Genomic DNA, 20,390 nt, shown 5'->3' with positions numbered 1-20,390 from the left:
AGCATATCGGTATGCCAGCGACGCTCGCCTCCATCGCCGCCGACCTCGGCGTCTCGCGCACCACCGTGTCCAACGCGTACAACCACCCCGACCAGCTCTCGCCCGCGCTGCGCCGCCGCATCCTCGCCCACGCCAAGGCGAAGGGATACGCCGGCCCCAACCCGCACGCGCGCTCGCTGCGCACCAGCCGCACCGCCACAATCGGGGTCGTGCTCACCGAGCAGCTCTCGTTCGCCTTTGAGGACCGGGCGTCGGTGGACTTCCTCGCGGGCGTCGCTAAGCGGAGCGATTACTCGCTCACCCTCATCCCGACCGGCGTGAGCGTGCACGATGCCATCGTGGACGGCTACATCATCTACTCGGTTCCGGCCCAGGCGCAGATGCTTATCGACGCCCACTCGCGCGACCTCCCCCTCATCATCTGCGATCAGCCCGTCGACGTCCCCGGCGTGCCGTATGTGGGCATCGACGACGCCGCCGCGATCGCCCCGGCCGCCGAGGACCTGGTGCGCGCCGGGCACACGCGCGTGGGGATCCTGACCAAGCGTCTGTTCAGCGCGCCGAAGAACGGGCCGGTGACGCCGGGGGAGCTGGAGGCGGCAGACCTGCACGTGCAGCGCGCCCGGGTGCGCGGGGCGCTGGACGTGTTCGCGGCGGCGGGGATCGCGGACGTGCCGTTGGTCGCGCGCGACCTCAACGACGTGGATTCTGCCGCCGACGGCGCGCGCGAGCTCCTCGAGGCCCACCCGGACCTCACCGCGATCCTGTGCACCACCGACTCGATGGCGCTCGGGGTGCTCGAGTACTGCCGCGGGCGGCGGCGCGTGCCGGAGGAGCTGTCCGTGACCGGCTTCGACGGCATCGGCGTGGACGGCCTGTCCACCGTCGCGCAGCCCACGCAGCGCAAGGGGGAGACGGCGGCGATGCTGCTGCGCGCCGCAATGAACGGGCGGCCGCAGCGCCAGGAGCGCATCATTCTGCCGACGCAGTACCTGCCCGGGCGGACCGTGCGCGAGCCAGCTCGCTGAGCACTTGCGCCATCGCGGGCACGTCGGCGACCCGGTGCGCGGCCACGCTCGGTTGATCGCCGACCTTAATGCCCACGTCGCGGCGGGGATCCAGGACGCGCAGCGCGGTCTCGTCCGTGGTGTCGTCGCCGGCAAAGAGCGTCGCGGCAAACTCGCGCTTGTGCTGGGAAAGCCAGGTGCCCTTGGTGATCTCCACCGCGGAGAACTCGACCACGTTGTGCCCCGGCGTCACGGGGCGCCCGCCCGTGTCCAGGGAGCGCGCGGCGGCGAGCATACGCTCCGCGTCAGGGGTGCCCGCGATCGGCGCGACGTGCAGCACGCGCTGGTACGGCTTGACCTCCACGTACGCGGGGGCGGTGGCGATGCGCTCGAGCGCCGCCCCGATGCGGTCGAGGTAGGCGGCGTCGTCGCTGGAAAGTTCCGGGCCGGGCTCCGCGCCATGGGACCCGGCGAGGACGACGTTGCCCGCAATCTCCGGCAGCACCCGGCGCAGGCCGTTGAGGTGCCGGCCGGAGAGGATGGCAACCTGCGTGCGCGGCAGCGCGGCGAGGGTGCGGAGGGCGTCCACCGCGGCCGGGTGCGGGGCCACCGCGTAGGGGTCCGCGTTGAACTCGGCGAGCGTGCCGTCGAAATCCAGGCAGACCAGCAGCGACTCCGCGAGCGCCGCCCGCTCGATGGCGGCTCTCACAGTGCCATCAGCCGGATGCTCGGCGGGTCCACCACTCTCTCGCCCTCGGGGCCGTCACTCGTCGCTGTGAACACCATCTCGGAATCGGTGAGGTGATCCACGCGGAAGCGCGCGCCGGGCACGATAATGCTGGTCAGCTGCTCGTGGACGTGGCGCGCCCCGCCGTCGCAGTCGGCGGCGTCGCCCACCTCGACGCTGTCCACGGTGAACGCGTCGTCCTCCGCGTCGTCCTCCGTGGTGATGGCCGCGTCCAGGTCCGCGCACGCCGTGGTGCCGGTGAGGGAGGAATCGGTGATGGTGAAGTTGGCCAGCCCCGCGGCGTCGGCAAGCAGCGCCCCGGGCTCCGCGGGATCGGTGTGCACGGCGACGACCTGCCAGGTCTGCTCGCCGCCGCACGCCGCCAGCGGGAGGGCGAGCGCGGCGGTCAGACCGAGTGCGAGTAAGCGGTTCATAGTGCCTCCAGGAAGGATGCGGCCCAGGCGGCGACGTCGTGGGTAGTCACCCAGTCGTGCATCGCGCGCATCCGCTGCGGGTCGGGCTGGGCGGCGTCCTCCATCGCGCGGACGATGGAGGACACGTCGAACGGGTTGCACAGGTACGCCTGGTGGAGCTCCACGGCGGCGCCGGCGAACTCGGACAGAACGAGCGCGCCGCTGCCGTCCGGGTGGCAGGCCACGTACTCCTTGGCCACCAGGTTCATCCCGTCCTTGAACGGGGTGACCAGCATCATGTCGGCGGCGGCGTAGTACGCGCCGAGCTGGTCTTTGGGCACGCCGTGGTGCACGTAGTGGATCACCGGCCGGCCGATGCGGCCGAAGCGCCCGTTGATGCGGCCCACGGCCTCCTCCACCTCGCGGCGGGTGCGCCGGTAGTGGTCGATGCGCTCGCGCGACGGCGTGGCCAGCTGGATCAGGGTTGCCTCGCCGCCGCGCTCCAGGAATTGCTCGAACGCCAGGAGCCGCTGCAGGATCCCCTTGGTGTAGTCCATCCGGTCCACGCCGAGCATGAGCAGCGTCGGGTTTCCCACCAGCTCGCGGACGGGCGCGGGGTCGCCGGGGGCGACTATCGACGCATCAATACTGATCGGGAACGTCCCGGTGCGCACCGCGGTGGCGTCGATAAGCTCAAGGAGCCCCCGGAAGTTCGACTCGTCGGCGGCCCGCTGGAAGCCGATGAGGTCGCAGGCCGACAGCGAGCGCAGGATGGGCTCGCGCCACGGCAGCTGGCGGAACAGATCGGGGGAGGGGAACGGGATGTGGAGGAAGAACCCGATGCGCAGGTCCGGGCGCTCCCGCTTGAGCAGGCCGGGGACGAGCTGCAGCTGGTAGTCCTGCACCCACACGGTGGCGCCCTCGGCGGCGACAGCGGAGACCGCGGCCGCAAAGCGCTCGTTGACCGCTACGTAGCGGTCCCACCACTGCTCGTTGTACTGCGGCGCAACGATGAGGTCGTGGTAGAGCGGCCACAGGGTGGAGTTGGAAAACCCCTCGTAGAAGTCGGTGTAGTCCTGCGCGTCCAGCGCCACGGGGACCAGGTCGATGCCGTCGGCGTGGAACGGCTCGAGGTGGGTGTCCGTCTCGCCGGGCCAGCCGACCCAGCAGCCCGAGCGAGCGCGCAGCACCGGCGCGAGCGCGGCGACCAGGCCGCCCGGGGAGGCCTGCCAGGAGTCGCCCACCCGGTCCACGGGCAGGCGGTTGGCTACTACGACGAAGTCGTTCACCTAGGACTTCTTTGCTTTCTTTGTGGACTTCTTCTTCGACGCCTTCTTCTTGGTCGCCTTTTTCTTGGTGGCCTTCTTCTTCGACGCCTTCTTCTTCGAGGCTTTCTTCTTCGAGGCCTTCTTGGACGACTTCTTCTTCGTCGCCTTCTTGGCGGACTTGGAGTCTTCCTCGTCCTCCGGGTCGCCCAGGACCTCCTCGGCGTATTTCTTGTAGTTGAAGCCCTTCGGTTCCACGCCGAGCATGGACATCAGGGTTACTCCGTCGAAGAAATCTTCGGCGTACGTTGCCACGATTCGCCGGGCGCCGGAAGCGGTCTGCTCCTCCATCTCATTGATGGCCTCGGGAGAGGGGCGGGAGTCGGTGATCTTCGGTGGCACTACAGGTTCCTCCTTGTACGAAACGCAAATCTCAAACGGCGATTCTACGCCAAAGCTAGTGCTTCCGGCGCCTCGGGCGGAGGGCGGCTTGCTCCGCGCGCCGAATCTGCTGGAACGTCACGCGCCCCGCCCGCTTGAACGCCCGGTACGGGATGTACAGCTGCGGCGCGCGGATGCGGCGCGCCACCCACTCGCCGAAGATCACGCCGCCGGCCAGCGCCATGCACACGGCGATGGCGTTGAAGATGTTGCTCATCCCCACCACAATCTGCTCGTTGAGCACCGCGTAGAGGCCGCGGTAGATGCCTGAGCCGGGGAGGAACGGCGTCACGCCCGCCACCGCGGTGATCACGGGGTTGACCAAGTAGCGGCGGGAGATGAGACCGCCGGCCAGGCCAACCACGATGGAGCAGGCCGCGGTGGCGATGAACTTATCGGTGCCGAAGGGGATGAGGAAGATGTAGTACATCGCGGAGCCCGCGGCGGCAGTGAGCCCAGAAACAATGATGGCCAGGCGCTCCGCAAAGCAGGTCACGGCAAACGAGGCGGCGGCCAGCGCCCCGCCGATGATGCGCCAGCCGGCGCTGCTTAACGACGGCTTACCTAACATGGTTTCCAGCGGCGGCAGGGGCACTCCTAACAGCTCCGCCACGTACAGGCCGATGGCCACGCCCGCGACGATGCCGCCGGACGACAACATGGTCTGGAAGAAGCGGGAGGCCGCGGTGACGGGGGAGCCCGTGATGCCGTCGAAAAGCGACTGCACCAGCGTCAGGCCGGCCAAGAGCACGATGATGCCGGTGGCGATGACCTGGCTGGGCACGATCGTGTGGCCGATCGAGGTGGAGAAGTCGTAGAAGATGGCGGCCGGGATGGTGGCGATAAAGCCACCAATGACGCAGTGGTAGAAGTACGGCAGCGAGTTGTGCGACAGGACCTTGTTAAAGCCCATGATGAGGAAGGCGGTGAGCCCGCCGACGAGCGCCATGAGGAGATCGCCGCCGAGCAGGATGGACACGGACGCGCCCATGACCGCCCAGCCGGCCAGGTTGCGGGTGTTGCGGTAGGGGATGGGCTCGTTGTCGATGTCGTCGAGGATCTTCTCCGCCATCTCCGGCCGGGTGGCACCCGCGCGGATCGAGCGGATAAGGCGGTCGGCTTCCTGCAGCTTGTGGTAGTTCTCGCTCATCATCGTGACCACGCGGAACACGTTGACCGGCGTGCGGCGCTGGACGCCCACGTTGGCGTTCATGGTGATGGTGTTCACCGTGATGTCCACATGGCAGTAATGAAGGCCGTACGACGAGGTGACCGTGCGGATTTGGGCGATCGCGTCCGAGGACGTCGTGCCGTTGGCGATGAGGATCTCGCCGATCCGCGCGGCGATGTTCATGACCGCGGCCACCTGCGCGGGGTCCGTCAGATCGACGGGCGCGAGGACGGACGGGGGCGGGGAGGTGCGGGACTCGTCAATCGTGGCCACGTGGTCGCGCGAGCCACGCAGCCGCTGCCAATACTGCTCTAGTGATGCCACACGCGAAACACTATCGCGCCGACGTGTTTCGCGCACTCACCGGTCGATGTGTAAGATTCATGGGCATTGCTGGAGTGGCGCAATCGGTAGCGCAACGCACTTGTAATGCGTAGGTTGCGAGTTCAAGTCTCGTCTCCAGCTCCAATTTTTTGCCGCCGAGGGGGGGAGGGGCGGCCGTCCTTGCGCGCGCTGTGCGGCCAGCGTTTAAAGGCCTTGATTTGGCTAAACCTTCGCTCTCTGGATATACCCCCACTTTTGCTCGACAGCCCCAAGACGACGTACAGCAAACGTACAGTGGAGGGGAGTTAAATGCTATCTGGTTAATTACTCATGCAAAGGAGTGCATTTCATGGCTGAGAACCCGAAGGGCATCAAGGTGCTCGTCGTTGATGACGAGCCCAATATCGTCGAGCTGCTGACCGTCTCCCTGAAGTTCCAGGGATTCGAGGTAGAAAGCGCAAACTCCGGGCAGGAGGCGCTGACCATGGCGCGCGAGTACCGCCCGGACGCCTACATTTTGGACGTCATGATGCCGGGGATGGACGGCTTCGAGCTGCTGGGCAAGCTGCGCCAGGACGGCCTGGACGGCCCGGTGCTCTTCCTTACCGCCAAGGACGCGGTGGAGGACCGCATCCACGGCCTGACCATCGGCGCGGACGACTACGTGACCAAGCCGTTCTCCCTGGAGGAAGTCATCACCCGTCTGCGCGTCATCCTGCGCCGCGGCAACGTGACCGATGACGCCGACCACGACACCACCATCCGTTACGCGGACCTGACGCTGAATGACGAAACCCACGAGGTGACCAAGGCCGGCGAGATCATCGATCTCTCCCCGACCGAGTTCAACCTGCTGCGCTACCTCATGCTCAACGCGGAGGTCGTGCTGTCCAAGGCGAAGATCCTGGACAACGTGTGGCACTACGACTTCGGCGGCGACGGCAACGTCGTCGAGTCCTACATCTCCTACCTGCGCCGCAAGATTGACACCGGCGACGTGCCGCTGATCCAGACCGTGCGCGGCGTCGGCTACGTGCTGCGCACCCCGCGCCAGTAACCTGCGGCGTAGCGGTCCATGAAGGCGAAGCAGACGCTCGCGGCCTGGTCGTACAACCAGGCCTCGCGGCCGTTGCAAAAGCAGCTGGTGTCCCTGGTGGTCGTGGTGGCCACCCTGGGCATCGTGCTGAGTTTTGCCACGGTCTTCTTCCTTATGCGCGGCATCCTCATGCAGCGCGTGGACGACCAGCTGCAGGAGGGCCTGGACAGCTGGGCGGGACAGGGCACCTGGATCCCGTCGATCGGCGTGCCCAGCGAGTTTGCCCAGGCGACCTGGTTCCCCGGCTACCCGTACCCGTTCTCGCGCTACACCCCGCGGGGCAATCCGCCCGACTGGGAGCAGCTGACGGTCCTGGACCAGGCGCGCACCATCGGGTCGAAGAACGTGGATAGTTCGGCGTCGCTGACGCAGTGGAGGGCGGTGGCGTCGAAAAGCGATGACGGCACCATCACGCTGGTGGCGAAGCGGCTGGAGTCAGAAAACCGAATTCTGCGCTGGCTCGCGGTGGTCGAGACGAGCCTTGGCGCGATTGCGATCCTGGCGATCGCCATCGCAGCGAAGACGCTGGTGAGAAGGTCGCTGACGCCGCTGCGCGAAGTGGAAGACACGGCGCTGGCGATCGCGGACGGCGATGTGGACCGCCGCGTCCCCGCCTGGTCGCGCGACACCGAGGTGGGCAAGCTGTCCTACGCTGTCAACACGATGGTGAGCCAGCTGCAGGAATCGGTGGACGAGGCGCAGGCGAAAGAGGAACAGATGCGACGGTTCGTCGGCGACGCCTCCCACGAGCTGCGCACTCCGCTGACCAGCCTGCGCGGCTACGCCGAGCTCTACCGCAAGGGCATGGCCCCCGACGCGGACATGGTCATTGACAAGATCGAGGAAGAATCCGGCCGCATGCAGCTGCTGGTGGAGGACCTGCTCGCGCTCACCCGCGCGGAGGGCACCCGCCTGGACCGTAAAACCGTGGACATGCAGAAGGTCGTGGATTCCGCGACGACCTCGGCCCGGGCCGCCTACCCGGAGCGCTCCATCGAGGTGGACAACCAGTGCGTCCGGCCGCCGATGGTCAACGGCGACCCGGATCGCCTCCACCAGGTGCTCATGAACCTGATCAACAACGCGTTCAAGCACGGCGGCTCCGACGTGGATGTGACCATCACGCTGCGCGAGAACCTGGACCGCATCGTCATCGAGGTCGCGGACAACGGCCGCGGCATGGCGGAGGAGGACGCGGCGCGCATCTTCGACCGCTTCTACCGCGCGGACGCGTCGCGCCACCGCGCGGGCGGCGGCGGCTCCGGCCTGGGCCTGGCAATCACCAAGTCGCTCATCGAGCAGCACGAGGGCACCATCACCGTCGACACCGCGCCGGGCAAGGGCGCGACGTTCAAGATCTCGCTGCCGCTGCTGCGCGAGGTCAATGGCGCGACAGCGACAAAGGCAACGAAGGCGACAAAGGCTGCGCAGCCAGCCAAGGACGCCAAGACGCCGGAAAAGGACTAGTTCAGCGCCGCGCGGAGCGTCTCCGCTGCCTGGTCCATCTTGGCCGGGTCGGTCTCGTCGGCGCGCATGACGGTGGACAGGTTGTAGCCCGACATGTCGTTGGCGGGGAAGACGTGGATGTGCGCGTGCGGCACCTCGAACCCGGCGATGAGGTAGCCGGCGCGCTCGCACTCGAACTCGCTGACAATGGCGGCGCCGATGCGCTGCGCCACCGCATTCATCTTGGCCCACAGTTTGGGCTCGAGGTCGGTCCACTTGTCCACCTCTTTGACCGGCACGACCAGGGTGTGGCCGTACGCGATCGGCTCGATGGTGAGGAAGGCGGCGACGTCCTCGTCCTTGTACACGAAGCGTCCGGGGATCTCGCCGTCAATGATCTTTGTAAAGACTGTGCTCATACACTCAAACCGTACCTGTAAGTTTGAGGCCATGCGCATCCTTGTTATCGGTTCGGGCGGCCGCGAACACGCCCTGCTCAAAGGTCTGTCCGGCAACGAGCTCGTCGTCGCACCCGGCAACGCGGGTATGTCGACGCTGGCCAAGCAATTGCCTATCGACGCCACGTCGCCCCAAGCCATCGTCACCCTCGCCCGCGACGAGCAGGCGGAGCTCGTGGTGATCGGCCCGGAGGCCCCGCTGGTCACCGGTGCCGCCGACGCCCTGCGCGAGGAGGGCATCCCCGTCTTCGGCCCCACCAAGGCCGCGGCCCAGTTGGAGGGCTCGAAGGCGTTTGCCAAGGACGTCATGGCCGCCGCTGGCGTGCGCACGGCCCGCGCGCTGCGCGTTGCGCCGGAGGAGGGCGCGGCGGGCGTCGAAAAGGCTCTGGAGCAGTTCGGCCCGAACTACGTGGTCAAGGACGACGGCTTGGCCGGCGGCAAGGGCGTCGTGGTCACCACGGACCGCGCCGAGGCCGCGGCCCACGCGCAGGCGGTGCTCGAGGCGGGCAACCCGGTCCTGTTCGAGTCCTTCCTCGAAGGCCCCGAGGTTTCCCTGTTCTGCCTCGTCGACGGCGAAACCGTGGTCCCGCTGCTGCCCGCGCAGGACCACAAGCGCGCCTACGACAACGACGAGGGCCCGAACACCGGCGGCATGGGCGCCTACACCCCGCTGCCGTGGCTGCCGGAGGACGGCGTGCAGCGCATCGTGGACGAGGTCGCGGCGCCGGTCGCGCGCGAGATGGTCAACCGCGGCACCCCCTACCAGGGCCTGCTCTACGTGGGTGCTGCGTGGGGGCCGGAGGGCCCGGCCGTGGTGGAGTTCAACGCCCGCTTCGGCGACCCGGAGACCCAGGCCGTGCTGTCCATGCTGGAGACCCCGCTCGCCGAGCCGCTGTACGCCGTGGCCACCGGCACGCTCGCGGACCTGCCGCCGCTGCAGTGGAAGGACGGCTACGCCGCCACGGTCGTGCTCGCCGCCGAGAACTACCCGGCCAGCCCCGCCAAGGGCGACGCGATCACGGGGCCGGAGCTGGACAACCCGGACAAGGTGCTGCACGCGGGCACTGCGCGCACGGATGAGGGCTACGTGTCCGCGGGCGGGCGCGTGCTCAACGTGCTCGGCCACGGCGCGAGCCTGGAGGACGCGATCGCGGACGCCTACCGCGTCATCGGGGGGATCGAGATGCGCGGGTCCTTCTACAGGAAGGATATTGGGCGGCGTGCGGTGGCGGGTGAGGTGAGCGTCGATAAGCACTAGCCCCCTGTGCGATAATTGGCGCGTGACTGAGAAGCCTGCAAACCCCAACGTCCTGTCCAACCGCTACGCCTCGCCGGAGATGGCGAGGCTGTGGAGCGCCGAGCACAAGATCATCCTCGAGCGGCAGCTGTGGATCGCCGTCATGCGCGCCCAGCGTGAGCTCGGCGTGGAGATCCCGCAAGAGGCTATCGACGCCTACGAGTCCGTCATCGACCGCGTCGACCTGAGCTCCATCGCGGAGCGGGAGCGCGTCACGCGCCACGACGTGAAGGCGCGCATCGAGGAGTTCAACGCGCTCGCCGGTTACGAGCACATCCACAAGGGCATGACCAGCCGCGACCTGACCGAGAACGTCGAGCAGCTGCAGATCGTGCGCGCGCTCGAACTGGTCCGCGGCAAGTCCGTCGCCCTGCTCAAGGCCGTGGGCAACCGGGCATCCGAGTACAAGTCGCTGGTGATGGCAGGCCGCTCCCACAACGTGGCCGCGCAGGCGACCACGCTGGGCAAGCGCTTCGCGTCCGCAGCCGACGAGATCCTGGTCGCGGTCGACCGCATCGAGTCGTTGCTTGACGGCTACCCGCTGCGCGGCATCAAGGGCCCGATGGGGACGGCGCAGGACATGCTCGACCTCATGGGCGGAGACGAGGCGAAGCTCGCCGAGCTGGAATCCAAGGTGGCCGGCCACCTGGGCTTTGACACGGTCTTCGACTCCGTCGGCCAGGTCTACCCGCGCTCCCTGGACTTCGAGGCGATCTCCGCGCTGGTCCAGCTCGGCGCCGGCCCGTCCTCGCTGGCCACCACGATCCGCCTCATGGCGGGCAACGAGACGGTGACCGAGGGCTTCAAGGAGGGCCAGGTCGGCTCCTCCGCCATGCCGCACAAGATGAACGCGCGCTCCTGCGAGCGCGTGGGCGGCTTCCAGGTCATCCTGCGCGGCTACCTCACCATGGCCGCTGACCTGGCTGGGCAGCAGTGGAACGAGGGCGACGTGTTCTGCTCCGTCGTGCGCCGCGTCGCGCTGCCGGACGCCTTCTTTGCCATCGACGGGCAGCTGGAGACCTTCCTCACCGTCCTCGACGAGTTCGGCGCGTTCCCCGCCATGATCACCCGCGAGCTCGACCGCTACCTGCCGTTCCTGGCCACCACCCGCATCCTCATGGCGTCCGTGCGCGCCGGGGTGGGCCGCGAGACCGCCCACGAGGTGATCAAGGAAAACGCCGTCGCCATGGCCCTGGACATGCGCGAGAACGGCGCCGAGCAGAACCTGGTCGAGCGTCTTGCCGACGACGATCGCCTGCCGCTGGACCTCGGCCAGCTTGAGGAGGCCCTCGCGGATCGGCACGCGTTTATCGGCGCGGCAGAGTCGCAGGTCGACCGCGTGCTCACGCGTATCGACGCCCTCGTGCACAAGTACCCCGACGCCGCCAACTACCGCCCGGGCGAGATCCTGTAGCTCGCCGCGGCCGGGGGGTGGCGGGCGTAGTCGGTGCTGTCTGCGTCTAAAAGGAGCTAGCTCCGTTTGGGGTTGGTGTTGATCGGCGACCTGGGGTTTTGCTGGTGGTTCGCGTGTAGATGGAGCTAGCTCCGTTTGGAAGGAGCAGCGCCGACCGCCGACCCGGGGCGGGGTCTACTCCGCCCAGCGGACGCCGGTGGCGTCGAGGCGCACGCCGGTGGCGGGGACGCCGGGGTCCACGCGGCGCTCCCAGGACGCGAGCGCGGTGGTGTAGGCGCGGCCTTCCTCCAGTTCAGCGGTGTAGCCGGAGGGGGCGCCGCTGCCCATGTCGCAGTACGCCTCCGCCGCGGACGGCGAAGCGGCCCCAGGCACAGCACCAGCCCCAGCCCGCGAACCAGCCCCAGCCCGCGACCCAGCACCCGACCCGTCGCCGAGGCCCGTGCCGCTGCCCGGCTGGGATGGGACGGAGTTGGCGGTGAGGGTTGTGGAGGGGGCGGGGGTGGCGTCGATAAGCGAAAGCTCCGGCACGGGCACCGTGGGACCGGTGGGGTTGCTGCCGATGGCGACGGGCGTGAGCGTGACCGGGAAGCAGGTGAACGCGGCGAACCGCTGCGGGTCGGGCGAGCGGAGGTTGTTGGCGGCTTGGGTGCCGGTGATGCGGCGCGGGCGCTCGACGGTGACCTCCCACTGCACCTGGGTGCCGGTTGCGGGGTCCTCGGTGGCGACGAGCGCGGTGTCGCCGAAGCGGAGGACGGCGTTGTCGCGGGTGGGGGCGAAGTCGGGCATGTCGGCGGCGTCCGTGCCGGCGGGTTGCGGCGAGCACGCGGCGAGTGCGGCGGCGACCGGCAGCGCGAGCAACACTGGGAGGCGAGAGACCATGCGGAACATGGTAGTGGCGCGGTATATGCTTGGTGCCATGCGTCCAGAGCTTTCTGACTACACTCACCTTTCCGGCGGCAAAGTCCGCGAGATTTACCAGGTAGATGCGGACACCTTGCTCATGGTGGCCTCGGATCGCATCTCCGCGTTCGACTTCTCGCTCGAGCCCGAGATCCCGGACAAGGGGCGGATCCTCACCGCAACGTCGATGTTTTTCTTCGACCTGCTGGACGGGATTCCAAACCACCTCGCGGGGCCGATCGATGATCCGCGGATCCCGGAGGAGGTGCTGGGCCGAGCGATGGTGGTGAAGAAACTGGACATGGTCGAGTTCGAGTGCGTCGCCCGCGGCTACCTCACCGGCTCGGGCAAGAAGGAGTACGACGAGCGCGGCATGGTCTGCGGCGTGAAGCTGCCCGAGGGTCTCGTTGAGGCGTCGAAGCTGCCGGAGCCGATTTTCACCCCGGCGACGAAGGCCGCGCAGGGCGATCACGACGAAAACGTGACGTTCAAGTACATGGCGGGCAAGATCGGCACCGAGCTGGCGGAGCGCCTGCGCGATCGCACCCTCGAGGTCTACTCGCGCGCTGCGGAGTACGCGGAGACCAAGGGCATCATTCTGGCGGACACCAAGTTCGAGTTCGGCCTGGATAGCAACGGGGAGCTCGTGCTTGCCGACGAAGTCCTGACCCCGGATTCCTCCCGCTACTGGCCCGCCGATTCCTACAAGGAGGGGCAGAAGCAGCCCAGCTTTGACAAGCAGTACGTGCGCAACTGGCTCACCGGCCCGAAGTCGGGCTGGCGCCCCTCGGAGGGCACGCAGCCGCCGGAGCTGCCGGGTTCCGTGGTGGAGGCCACGCGCGACCGCTACATCGAGGCGTACGAGCGCCTGAGCGGCGAGAAGTTCGGCGACTGGCCGGGCGCCAACGCGTAAGCGCGGTGCCCTAGGCTGGGTGCCTATGGATTTCCCCAAGGCACCGAAGCACCCGATCACCCGCTCGTTCCACGGCCGCGACTTCGTGGACAACTACGAGTGGCTGCGCGACAAAGACAGCCCGGAGACGATCGCGTACCTGGAGGCGGAAAACGCCGCCACTGAGCAGGCCACCGCGCACCTGAGCGATTTGACCGACGCGATCTACGGCGAGATCAAGTCGCGCGTGAAGGAAACGGATATGTCCGTGCCGCAGCGCGCGGGCGACTGGTGGTACTACGGCCGCACCATCGAGGGCAAGAACTACGCCCTCTCGTGCCGCGTCCCCGCCGCCGACGACCCCTGGACCCCACCCGAGGTCTCGGAGGAGATGCCCGGGGAGCAGGTGCTTATCGACGCCAACGAGCTCGCCGACGGCCACGAATTCTTCTCCATTGGCGCCTCCTCGGTCACCACCTCTGGCCGCCTCCTGGCCTACTCGGTGGACACCACCGGCGACGAGCGCTTCGACCTACGCATCAAGGACCTGGAGACCGGCGAGCTGCTCGGCGACGTCATCGAGGGCGTCTTCTACGGCGCGACCTGGGCAGGCGATGACTACCTGTTCTACGTCCGCTGCGACGACGCCTGGCGGCCCCATCAGATCTGGCGCCACAAGGTGGGCACGGACGCGTCCGAGGACGTCCTGGTCTTCGAGGAGAAGGACGAGAAGTTCGGCGTCGGCGTGGGCGCGGACCGCGCGGAGCGCTTCCTCTACATCCTGTCCTCGTCGTCCCTGACTACCGAGTACCGCGTCGCGCCGCTTGAGCACCCCACCGCCGAGTTTCAGGTGATGCGCCCTCGCGAGGAGGGCGTGGAGTACCACCCGGACTACGCCGCGCTGGGGGACCGCGAGTACTGGCTGGTCACGCACAACGCCGCGGGGCCGAACTTCGCGGTCAGCGCGGTCGCACTCGCCGCCGAGCTACCGGACCTGCGCGACCTGCACGTCATCGTCCCGCACTCGGACACGACCCGCATCGAGGGGCTGGACGTCTACCGCGACTTCGTGTTCATGTCGTACCGCCGCGGCGGGATCCCGCGCCTGGCCGTTGCGCCGCTCACGGGCGAGGACTTCGCCCCCTTCAAGGAGCTGGAGTTCTCCGAGGAGCTCTACACCGCGAGCCTGGCCGGCAACCCGGAGTGGGACGCGCCCGTGGTCCGGGTGGGCTACACCTCGTACACGCAGCCGTCGCAGCTGTTGGATTACCGGGTTAAGGACGACTCGTTCACCCTGCTCAAGGAGCAGGAGGTTGAGGGCGGTTACAACCCGGACGAGTACGTTGCCGAGCGGATCTGGGCGAAGGCTGAGGACGGGGTGGAGATTCCGGTGTCGGTGGTGCGTCGAAAAGCGACTGCCCCGAACGCTTCGCCCACCTTGCTGTACGGCTACGGCTCGTACGAGGCGTCGATGGACCCAGGCTTCTCCATCGCGCGACTCTCGCTGCTGGACCGCGGGATGGTGTGGGCGTGCGCGCACGTGCGCGGCGGCGGCGAGATGGGCCGCAGCTGGTACGACCAGGGCAAGATGCTGCACAAGAAGAACACGTTCACGGACTTCATCGCGTGCGCTGACACGCTCATCCAACTGGGCATGACCGATCCGGAGCACCTCGTCGCCGAGGGCGGCTCTGCGGGCGGGCTGCTCATGGGCGCGGTGGCGAACATGGCGCCGGAGAAGTTCGCGGGCATCCAGGCGATCGTGCCGTTCGTGGACCCGCTGACCTCCATCCTCAAGCCCGAGCTGCCGCTCACCGTCGGCGAGTGGGAGGAGTGGGGCGACCCGTACCACGACCCCGAGGTGTACGACTACATGGTCGGTTACGCGCCGTACGAGAACATCATCGCGCAGGACTACCCCGACATCCTGGCCGTGACCAGCCTGAACGACACCCGCGTGCTCTACGTTGAGCCCGCGAAGTGGGTGGCCAAGCTGCGCGAGCACGCCACCGGCGGAGAGATTTTGCTCAAGACCGAAATGTCCGCGGGCCACGGCGGCGTGTCCGGCCGCTACGCCAAGTGGAAGCAGACGGCGTTCGAGTACGCGTGGACGTTGGTGAAGAGCAAAGCCGTGGCCGCTGTGGGAGAATAGCGGGTATGTCTGGTCGCGTTCTCGTCTCAATTTCGTCCATTTTTGATGACACGCTCGATGACGTAGTCCGGCTCGTCGAGGGCCTGGACCGCAAACGCGTGCCGGTGTCGTTGCTGGTCGCACCGCACATCGACAAGAAGTGGCACCTGGCCAAGGACTCGCGCACGCGCGGCTGGCTCCTCGAGCAGGCCGAGCACCGCGCCCTGCTCCTCAACGGTTTCGACCAGGCGGTGCAGGGCCGCCGCTCCGAGTTCGCGTCGCTCGGCGAGCACGAAGCGCGCCTGCGCCTCACCGGCGCGACCCGCCAGATGGAGGCGCTCGGTTTCCACCTCGACATGTTCGCCCCGCCGCGCTGGCGCATGTCCCCAGGCACACTCGGCGTGCTCCCGGACTTCGGGTTTCGCCTCGCCGTGTCAACGAAGGGCATCTATTCGCTTACCGACGCCACCGCCACCCCCTTCACCCGCTGCCGCAACCTCTCCGTCGGCGAGGGCTACGGCACGGCCAAGTGGTGGCGACGCAACATCATCGCTGCCGCCGTCCGCGGCGCGGAGAAGGGCAACACCCTTCGCTTATCTATCTCCGCCCGTGAGCTGCACAAAAAGAAGGTCCGCCGCGACTTCACCGCGGCTGTCCTGTGCGCCCAGGCCAACGGCGCAGAGCCCGCCGACTACAGGGCGTTCCTGTAGGGCGGGCTTCCTCGCGGCTTGCTCAGCGAGGTCTTTAACGCAGACCTAGCTGGTTGAGCAGATCGTTCACCTGCTGCGGCATGAAGTGGTACGCAGCCGCGCCCGCGAGGCCGAGCCCCGCGATAAGCGCAGCGATGATGCCGAGGATCGTGCCGAAGGTGGAGCTGCCGTCCGCGGACGTGCCCTGGTCGCCACCGTCCTGGACCGGCTTCTGCGGCTGCTCCGGTGCGTCCGGCTGCACCTTGCCGGCCTTCTGGGTGGTGCCGTCGGTGAAGGTGACGACGAGGTTGCCCTCGTCGTCGACCTCGACCTTCTCAACGCCGCGGCCGGCAGCGCCGTCCTTACCGTCCTTACCGTCGGTGCCATCCTTGCCATTGTCACCAGTAGCGCCATCCTGACCAGCGATCGGGCCGACCTTCTGGGTGGTGCCGTCGGTGTAGGTCACCTCGAGCTCGCCGTCGACGACCTCAAAGCCGGCAACGCCGCGCCCGGCAGCGCCGTCCTTACCGTCTTTACCCGCAGCGCCGTCCTTACCGTCGGTGCCGTCGGTGCCATCTTTGCCATCCTCGCCGCTGGTGCCGTTGACCTTGCCAGCGTTCTCGGCGTGGCCATCGTTGTAGTGGACGATGAGCTCGCCGTCCTCGTTGATGGCAACGGACTCGATGCCACGGCCGTCGTTGCCGTCCTTGCCTGCGGCGCCCGGCTCGCCGGTGTCACCCTTGTCGCCCTTGGCGCCCTTGGCGCCGTCCTTGCCGTCCTTACCTGCGGCGCCCGGCTCGCCGGTTTCGCCCTTGTCGCCCTTGTCACCCTTCTCGCCCTTGGCGCCGTCCTGGCCGTCCTTACCTGCGGCGCCCGGCTCGCCGGTTTCGCCCTTGTCGCCCTTGTCGCCCTTGTCGCCGTCCTTGCCATCGGCACCCGTGGCACCCGGCTTGCCGTCCTTACCGTCCTGGCCATCCTTGCCCGCGGCGCCGTCCTCGCCAGTAACCTTGCCCAGGTCGACCGGGTTGTCCTTGTCGTCGGAGTAGGTCACCCACAGGTGGCCGTCGTCAAGCACCTCTGCCTTGATGATGGTGCGGCCTTCGAGCTCCGGATCGACGGTGATGTTGAAGCCGACCTTGACCGGGTCGTGATCGGAGGAGCGGAACGGGTTGCCGTAGCCGTAGAGCTTATCGTCGCCGCTGCCGAAGAAGTCCTGCGCGTTGTAGTTGCGGCGTGAGTACTCGAACGCGACCGATTCGTCGCCGTTGATGTTCCACACTGCGGAGTCCTGGACCAGGTCGCGTGCGGACGCGTTGGCCAGCACGTGGTCGAGGGTGCCGAGGCGGCCGCCGAACTGGTAAGAGGCCTGGTTGAAGTCCTTTTCGTGGTGGACCAGGGAGAAGCCGCCTTTTTCGATGGTGGTGATGGCGTCTTCCTTGGTGTAGGAGTTCAGGTCGCCGAGGATGAAGGTCGGCAGGTCAGCCCACTCGTCCTCCTTGTTCAGGTGATCAATGAGCGCCTGTGCCTGGGCCTCACGAACGGCCGGGTTGTTGCCCTGGCCGTCGCCGGAATCCTTGTCGCTGTTAGCAACGGAGCCCTTGGACTTGAAGTGGTTGACCACGGCTACGAAGTTGTCGCCGCCCTCGGCCGGCTCAAACTCCTGGGCCAGCGGCTGGCGGGCGGTGCCGGTGAATGCGTCGTCGTTGAAGATCTTGGACTCGCCGACCGGGCGGACCTTGTCCTTTTGGTAAATGAACGCGACACGGATGTAGTCCTCGTCGGTGCCCAGCTGGGTCGGGGACTTCACCAGGGCCCACTTCTCCTCGCCCGCGGCGTCGTTGAGCGCGTCCACCAGGTTCTGCAGGGTCTCGTCGCGCTTGGCCACGTCACCGGTGACGGTCGCAGAGTTCTCAATCTCAGAGAGACCGAGCACGTCGACGTCCAGCGTGTTAATCGCGGTGACGATCTTGGCCTGCTGGTCCTTGAACGCATCCTCGGTGTACGCGCCGCGGACCTTGCAGCGGTTGGACCCGACAGGGGTGCCGTTCATGTCCGGGTAAGCCTTGCAGTTGGCCTCATCCTGGCCCAGGGAGTTGAAGTAGTTCAGGACGTTGAAGAAGCCGAGGGAGAAGTCGCCCTTCACGGTGCCCGGCACGTCGATGGACTTCGCGCGGGAGTCCTCCCACGTGATCGGCAGCTCGTCGGCGGCGTTCTTGCCGGTGATCGGCTGCAGCGGCTGGAAGCGCCACCGGTCGAAGGAGTAGTCCACAACCACGTCGGTCTGGAACTCCACCTGGTCGGTGGTGCGGATGGACTTCACGCCCTTATCCGAGGTCACCAGGTAGGGCAGCGGTGTTTCTTTGTCGGAGCGGAAGTAGTTTTTGGTACGGCCGTCGTCCAGGTAAACCAGCTGATCTGCGGCGTCAGCCTCGTACTTGCGGTAGCCGTCGACGCTCGGTGCGTTCTTGTCGGTGAAGTTGTAGATCGGCTCGGTGCCCGCCACCAGGCCGAGGTCACCGGTGTTGTTCAGGTTGTAGTTGTCGGTCACGGTGTAGGTGCCCGGGCGGACCAGCATGCCCTCGTAGGGCTCGCGGGCGTCGTCGCCAGCCGGGAGCTCGGTGAGCTCCACCGCCTTCGGTGCCTCGAGCGCCTCATCCAGCTTCTGCTTGGAGGAAACGGTGATCTGGGTCTGGTTGAAGTACTCGGAGACCTTGCCGGTCACCTGGAGGGAGTCGCCGCGCTGCGGGAAGTCGTTGTTCCCGCCCATGTAGACGAAGATGCCGTCGGAAGCGTCGCCGGCCTTCTTTTCTGCGCCGCCGGTGCCCGCGGTCTGCAGGAAGAAGCCGTTCTTGCCGCCCTCGTCGTACACGGCGGTGACCACGCCCTCTGTGGTCACGGTCTTGCCCTCGAGCGGGGAAGCGGCGCCGGTGCCCTGGATCTCAGCGATCGGGGTGATCGCGCCGGGCTCCGGGGCTGGCTGCGCGGGGTCGGACGGGTCAGCGGGGTCGGTCGGCTCAGACGGCACGACCGGATCGCTGCCCGAGCCCTGCGGGGTCGGCGCGGCTGCGTGGAAGTCAGCGGCGTTGTCGTCGGTGTCTACGCCCGCCTCTTTGCGCTGGATGGAGGTGGAGTTCGACGTCCCCTCGGCGGCTTTGCCCTCAAAGTTGGCCGCTCCTCCCCAGCCGACGAGGTCGATTTGGGTGCCGGAGGCGTCGGTAAGCACTGCGCTCGCTTTCGTGCCGCTGAAGTTGAAGGAGCTTTCGTAGTCGGCATTTTCGAGCGGGTTAGACGTGTCTTTGCCCGCGGCGCCCTTGATCAGGAAGTAGCCGCCCGCAGGCACGGATCCGGAAAGCGTGGTCGTGTTGCCGGTATTGCCCTCGGCGGACTGCTGGTCGAGGACCCATCCGGTGATGTCGATGTCCTTGTCGGTGGGGTTGTACAGCTCGACAAAGTCGTTGGAGATGGTGGAGCCGGAGTTGCCGCCGCCTCCGTAGACCTCGTTGATGACTACGTTGGAGCCGTCGGTCGCCGCGTGCGCGGTGGGGACGGTGATGGTGCCGGCTGCGAGCGCGACGATGAACGCTGCGGAGAACCCGTGGCGGTGGTTGAAACGCATGTGGAACCCTTTGCTGAGAAGATGGAGTGATTTCCCAGCTAAAATAACGCCGGTCGCTAGACTGTGCTGGGTATAAACTCAGTAAAAACTTAAAGTTCAGGCATTGTTCATCTGTTGGACCGCTATTGGTTCCCCGGGGGCGTCGGATATACTTGCCCACGTCTGCTGACCTCTGACTAATGAAGGAATCTCATGGCACGTGTCGTGGTAAATGTCATGCCGAAGGCTGAAATCCTGGATCCGCAGGGCCAGGCTGTCCAGCGCGCACTTGGGCGAATCGGGGTGAACGGGGTCCAGGATGTCCGCCAGGGCAAGCGCTTCGAGATCGAGGTGGACGACTCCGTCACGGATGAGGAGCTCGCTCGCGTCGCGGAGACCCTCCTGTCCAACACCGTGATCGAGGATTTCGAGGTTGTTCGATGACGGCAACCATCGGGGTTATCACGTTCCCGGGCACGCTTGACGACGTCGACGCCCTCCGCGCCGTCCGCCTCGCAGGAGCCGAGCCGAAGCAGCTGTGGCACGCCGACGACGACCTGACCGGCGTGGACGCCGTCGTCGTCCCGGGCGGGTTCTCCTACGGCGACTACCTGCGCTCCGGCGCGATCGCCGCACAGGCACCGATGATGGGTGCCGTGGTGGAGGCCGCGAAGAAGGGCATGCCGGTGCTGGGCATCTGCAACGGCTTCCAGATCCTCACCGAGGCCGGCCTGCTGCCAGGCGCGCTCACCCGCAACCAGCACCTGGACTTCCACTGCGTGGACACCTACCTGGAGATCGCCAACGCGGACACCGCGTGGACCTCCCGCTTCGAGGCTGGCCAGAAGATCTTAGTTCCAGCGAAGCACGGCGAGGGCCGCTTCCAGGCCTCGCAAGAGACGGTGCACCAGCTGGAGCAGGAGGGCCGCGTGGTCTTCCGCTACACCGACAACTTCAACGGCTCCGCCAATTCGATCGCGGGCGTGACCAATGAGTCGGGCCGCGTCGTCGGCCTCATGCCGCACCCGGAACACGCGATTGAGCTGCTCACCGGCCCGTCCACCGACGGTCTGGGCCTGTTCGAATCCGCCATCGACGCTATCTCGAAGATCGGAGCGTAAACG

At 67.2% G+C, this 20,390-nt stretch carries 18 protein-coding genes and 1 tRNA gene; 11 read left to right on the top strand and 8 right to left on the bottom strand.

Translation table 11 applies throughout. From position 1 onward, the window contains the following. Positions 1 to 11: 11 nt before the first annotated feature. On the top strand, positions 12 to 1,028 hold the full coding sequence (locus EAW56_RS04635; RefSeq protein WP_122085343.1) for a LacI family DNA-binding transcriptional regulator: 1,017 nt from the start codon (positions 12 to 14) through the stop codon (positions 1,026 to 1,028). Here the strand turns inward: EAW56_RS04635 and EAW56_RS04630 are convergent. Genes EAW56_RS04630 through thrE form a run of 5 tightly spaced genes read right to left on the bottom strand, consistent with a single transcriptional unit; the run spans position 973 to position 5,348 of the window. Further along, the gene (locus EAW56_RS04630; RefSeq protein WP_122085341.1) at positions 973 to 1,716 is read right to left on the bottom strand and encodes a trehalose-phosphatase; all 744 of its coding nucleotides are present in this window, start codon (positions 1,714 to 1,716) and stop codon (positions 973 to 975) included. The genes EAW56_RS04635 and EAW56_RS04630 overlap by 56 nt on opposite strands. Beyond that, a complete protein-coding gene (locus EAW56_RS04625) occupies positions 1,713 to 2,168 on the bottom strand; it encodes a hypothetical protein (RefSeq protein ID WP_122085339.1) in 456 nt (151 codons plus the stop codon). Before EAW56_RS04625 ends, EAW56_RS04630 begins: the two co-directional genes overlap by 4 nt. Next, on the bottom strand, positions 2,165 to 3,436 hold the full coding sequence (locus EAW56_RS04620) for an alpha,alpha-trehalose-phosphate synthase (UDP-forming) (protein WP_095537903.1): 1,272 nt from the start codon (positions 3,434 to 3,436) through the stop codon (positions 2,165 to 2,167). The genes EAW56_RS04625 and EAW56_RS04620 overlap by 4 nt, the downstream gene beginning before the upstream one ends. Then, entirely contained in the window at positions 3,437 to 3,814 is a 378-nt protein-coding gene (locus EAW56_RS04615) for a hypothetical protein (protein ID WP_095537902.1), read from the bottom strand. 55 nt (positions 3,815 to 3,869) lie between these two features. After that, the gene (gene thrE / locus EAW56_RS04610) at positions 3,870 to 5,348 is read right to left on the bottom strand and encodes a threonine/serine exporter ThrE (protein WP_341867410.1); all 1,479 of its coding nucleotides are present in this window, start codon (positions 5,346 to 5,348) and stop codon (positions 3,870 to 3,872) included. 68 nt (positions 5,349 to 5,416) lie between these two features. Here thrE and EAW56_RS04605 point away from each other — a divergent pair. From EAW56_RS04605 to EAW56_RS04595, 3 genes are all read left to right on the top strand, one after another. After that, positions 5,417 to 5,492 (top strand) — tRNA-Thr (locus EAW56_RS04605). A gap of 205 nt (positions 5,493 to 5,697) precedes the next feature. Continuing rightward, the gene (locus EAW56_RS04600; RefSeq protein WP_095278712.1) at positions 5,698 to 6,405 is read left to right on the top strand and encodes a response regulator transcription factor; all 708 of its coding nucleotides are present in this window, start codon (positions 5,698 to 5,700) and stop codon (positions 6,403 to 6,405) included. Positions 6,406 to 6,423: 18 nt separating this feature from the next. Next, positions 6,424 to 7,911 carry a sensor histidine kinase gene (locus tag EAW56_RS04595; RefSeq protein WP_122085338.1) on the top strand — a complete coding sequence of 496 codons (1,488 nt, stop codon included), beginning with the start codon at positions 6,424 to 6,426 and terminating at the stop codon, positions 7,909 to 7,911. Here the strand turns inward: EAW56_RS04595 and EAW56_RS04590 are convergent. Further along, entirely contained in the window at positions 7,908 to 8,309 is a 402-nt protein-coding gene (locus EAW56_RS04590) for an HIT family protein (protein ID WP_122085336.1), read from the bottom strand. The genes EAW56_RS04595 and EAW56_RS04590 overlap by 4 nt on opposite strands. Before the next feature lie 31 nt (positions 8,310 to 8,340). On the opposite strand from EAW56_RS04590, the gene purD reads away from it, so the two are divergent. Then, positions 8,341 to 9,606, top strand: a complete 1,266-nt coding sequence (gene purD / locus EAW56_RS04585; protein WP_122085334.1) for a phosphoribosylamine--glycine ligase — start codon at positions 8,341 to 8,343, stop codon at positions 9,604 to 9,606. Positions 9,607 to 9,628: 22 nt separating this feature from the next. Continuing rightward, entirely contained in the window at positions 9,629 to 11,059 is a 1,431-nt protein-coding gene (gene purB / locus EAW56_RS04580) for an adenylosuccinate lyase (RefSeq protein WP_122085332.1), read from the top strand. Between the two features lie 174 nt (positions 11,060 to 11,233). On the opposite strand, the gene EAW56_RS04575 is transcribed toward purB, so the two are convergent. Then, a complete protein-coding gene (locus EAW56_RS04575) occupies positions 11,234 to 11,938 on the bottom strand; it encodes a hypothetical protein (RefSeq protein ID WP_147453252.1) in 705 nt (234 codons plus the stop codon). Between the two features lie 37 nt (positions 11,939 to 11,975). Here EAW56_RS04575 and EAW56_RS04570 point away from each other — a divergent pair, with 37 nt between their 5' ends. The 3 genes from EAW56_RS04570 to EAW56_RS04560 are packed head-to-tail and all read left to right on the top strand — an operon-like array spanning position 11,976 to position 15,692. After that, positions 11,976 to 12,872 carry a phosphoribosylaminoimidazolesuccinocarboxamide synthase gene (locus EAW56_RS04570; RefSeq protein WP_095536342.1) on the top strand — a complete coding sequence of 299 codons (897 nt, stop codon included), beginning with the start codon at positions 11,976 to 11,978 and terminating at the stop codon, positions 12,870 to 12,872. Between the two features lie 25 nt (positions 12,873 to 12,897). Further along, on the top strand, positions 12,898 to 15,003 hold the full coding sequence (locus tag EAW56_RS04565; RefSeq protein ID WP_122085328.1) for a S9 family peptidase: 2,106 nt from the start codon (positions 12,898 to 12,900) through the stop codon (positions 15,001 to 15,003). A gap of 5 nt (positions 15,004 to 15,008) precedes the next feature. After that, positions 15,009 to 15,692: a DUF2334 domain-containing protein gene (locus tag EAW56_RS04560; RefSeq protein WP_095278705.1), complete on the top strand. Its 684-nt coding sequence runs from the start codon at positions 15,009 to 15,011 to the stop codon at positions 15,690 to 15,692. 34 nt (positions 15,693 to 15,726) lie between these two features. Here the strand turns inward: EAW56_RS04560 and EAW56_RS04555 are convergent, their stop codons facing one another. Next, the gene (locus EAW56_RS04555) at positions 15,727 to 19,287 is read right to left on the bottom strand and encodes an ExeM/NucH family extracellular endonuclease (RefSeq protein WP_167457392.1); all 3,561 of its coding nucleotides are present in this window, start codon (positions 19,285 to 19,287) and stop codon (positions 15,727 to 15,729) included. Positions 19,288 to 19,479: 192 nt separating this feature from the next. Between EAW56_RS04555 and purS the strand changes: the two genes are divergently transcribed. Then, entirely contained in the window at positions 19,480 to 19,710 is a 231-nt protein-coding gene (gene purS / locus EAW56_RS04550; protein ID WP_095278703.1) for a phosphoribosylformylglycinamidine synthase subunit PurS, read from the top strand. Next, positions 19,707 to 20,387, top strand: coding sequence for a phosphoribosylformylglycinamidine synthase subunit PurQ (gene purQ, locus EAW56_RS04545; RefSeq protein WP_095278702.1), 681 nt, complete (start codon positions 19,707 to 19,709; stop codon positions 20,385 to 20,387). The genes purS and purQ overlap by 4 nt, the downstream gene beginning before the upstream one ends. Positions 20,388 to 20,390 lie beyond the last annotated feature (3 nt).

The organism is Corynebacterium gottingense (genome assembly GCF_003693265.1).
In the GTDB taxonomy this organism is placed as follows: domain Bacteria; phylum Actinomycetota; class Actinomycetes; order Mycobacteriales; family Mycobacteriaceae; genus Corynebacterium; species Corynebacterium gottingense.
This window is presented reverse-complemented; position numbering and strand designations above follow the sequence as displayed.

Excerpts from the sequence above, each read along its gene's own strand:
- EAW56_RS04635 (WP_122085343.1), top strand. The coding sequence starts at position 12 with ATGCCAGCGACGCTCGCCTCCATCGCCGCCGACCTCGGCGTCTCGCGC.
- EAW56_RS04625 (WP_122085339.1), bottom strand. The coding sequence starts at position 2,168 with ATGAACCGCTTACTCGCACTCGGTCTGACCGCCGCGCTCGCCCTCCCG.
- EAW56_RS04600 (WP_095278712.1), top strand. The coding sequence starts at position 5,698 with ATGGCTGAGAACCCGAAGGGCATCAAGGTGCTCGTCGTTGATGACGAG.
- EAW56_RS04595 (WP_122085338.1), top strand. The coding sequence starts at position 6,424 with ATGAAGGCGAAGCAGACGCTCGCGGCCTGGTCGTACAACCAGGCCTCG.
- EAW56_RS04590 (WP_122085336.1), bottom strand. The coding sequence starts at position 8,309 with ATGAGCACAGTCTTTACAAAGATCATTGACGGCGAGATCCCCGGACGC.
- purD (WP_122085334.1), top strand. The coding sequence starts at position 8,341 with ATGCGCATCCTTGTTATCGGTTCGGGCGGCCGCGAACACGCCCTGCTC.
- EAW56_RS04575 (WP_147453252.1), bottom strand. The coding sequence starts at position 11,938 with ATGGTCTCTCGCCTCCCAGTGTTGCTCGCGCTGCCGGTCGCCGCCGCA.
- EAW56_RS04570 (WP_095536342.1), top strand. The coding sequence starts at position 11,976 with ATGCGTCCAGAGCTTTCTGACTACACTCACCTTTCCGGCGGCAAAGTC.
- EAW56_RS04565 (WP_122085328.1), top strand. The coding sequence starts at position 12,898 with ATGGATTTCCCCAAGGCACCGAAGCACCCGATCACCCGCTCGTTCCAC.
- EAW56_RS04560 (WP_095278705.1), top strand. The coding sequence starts at position 15,009 with ATGTCTGGTCGCGTTCTCGTCTCAATTTCGTCCATTTTTGATGACACG.
- EAW56_RS04555 (WP_167457392.1), bottom strand. The coding sequence starts at position 19,287 with ATGCGTTTCAACCACCGCCACGGGTTCTCCGCAGCGTTCATCGTCGCG.
- purS (WP_095278703.1), top strand. The coding sequence starts at position 19,480 with ATGGCACGTGTCGTGGTAAATGTCATGCCGAAGGCTGAAATCCTGGAT.
- purQ (WP_095278702.1), top strand. The coding sequence starts at position 19,707 with ATGACGGCAACCATCGGGGTTATCACGTTCCCGGGCACGCTTGACGAC.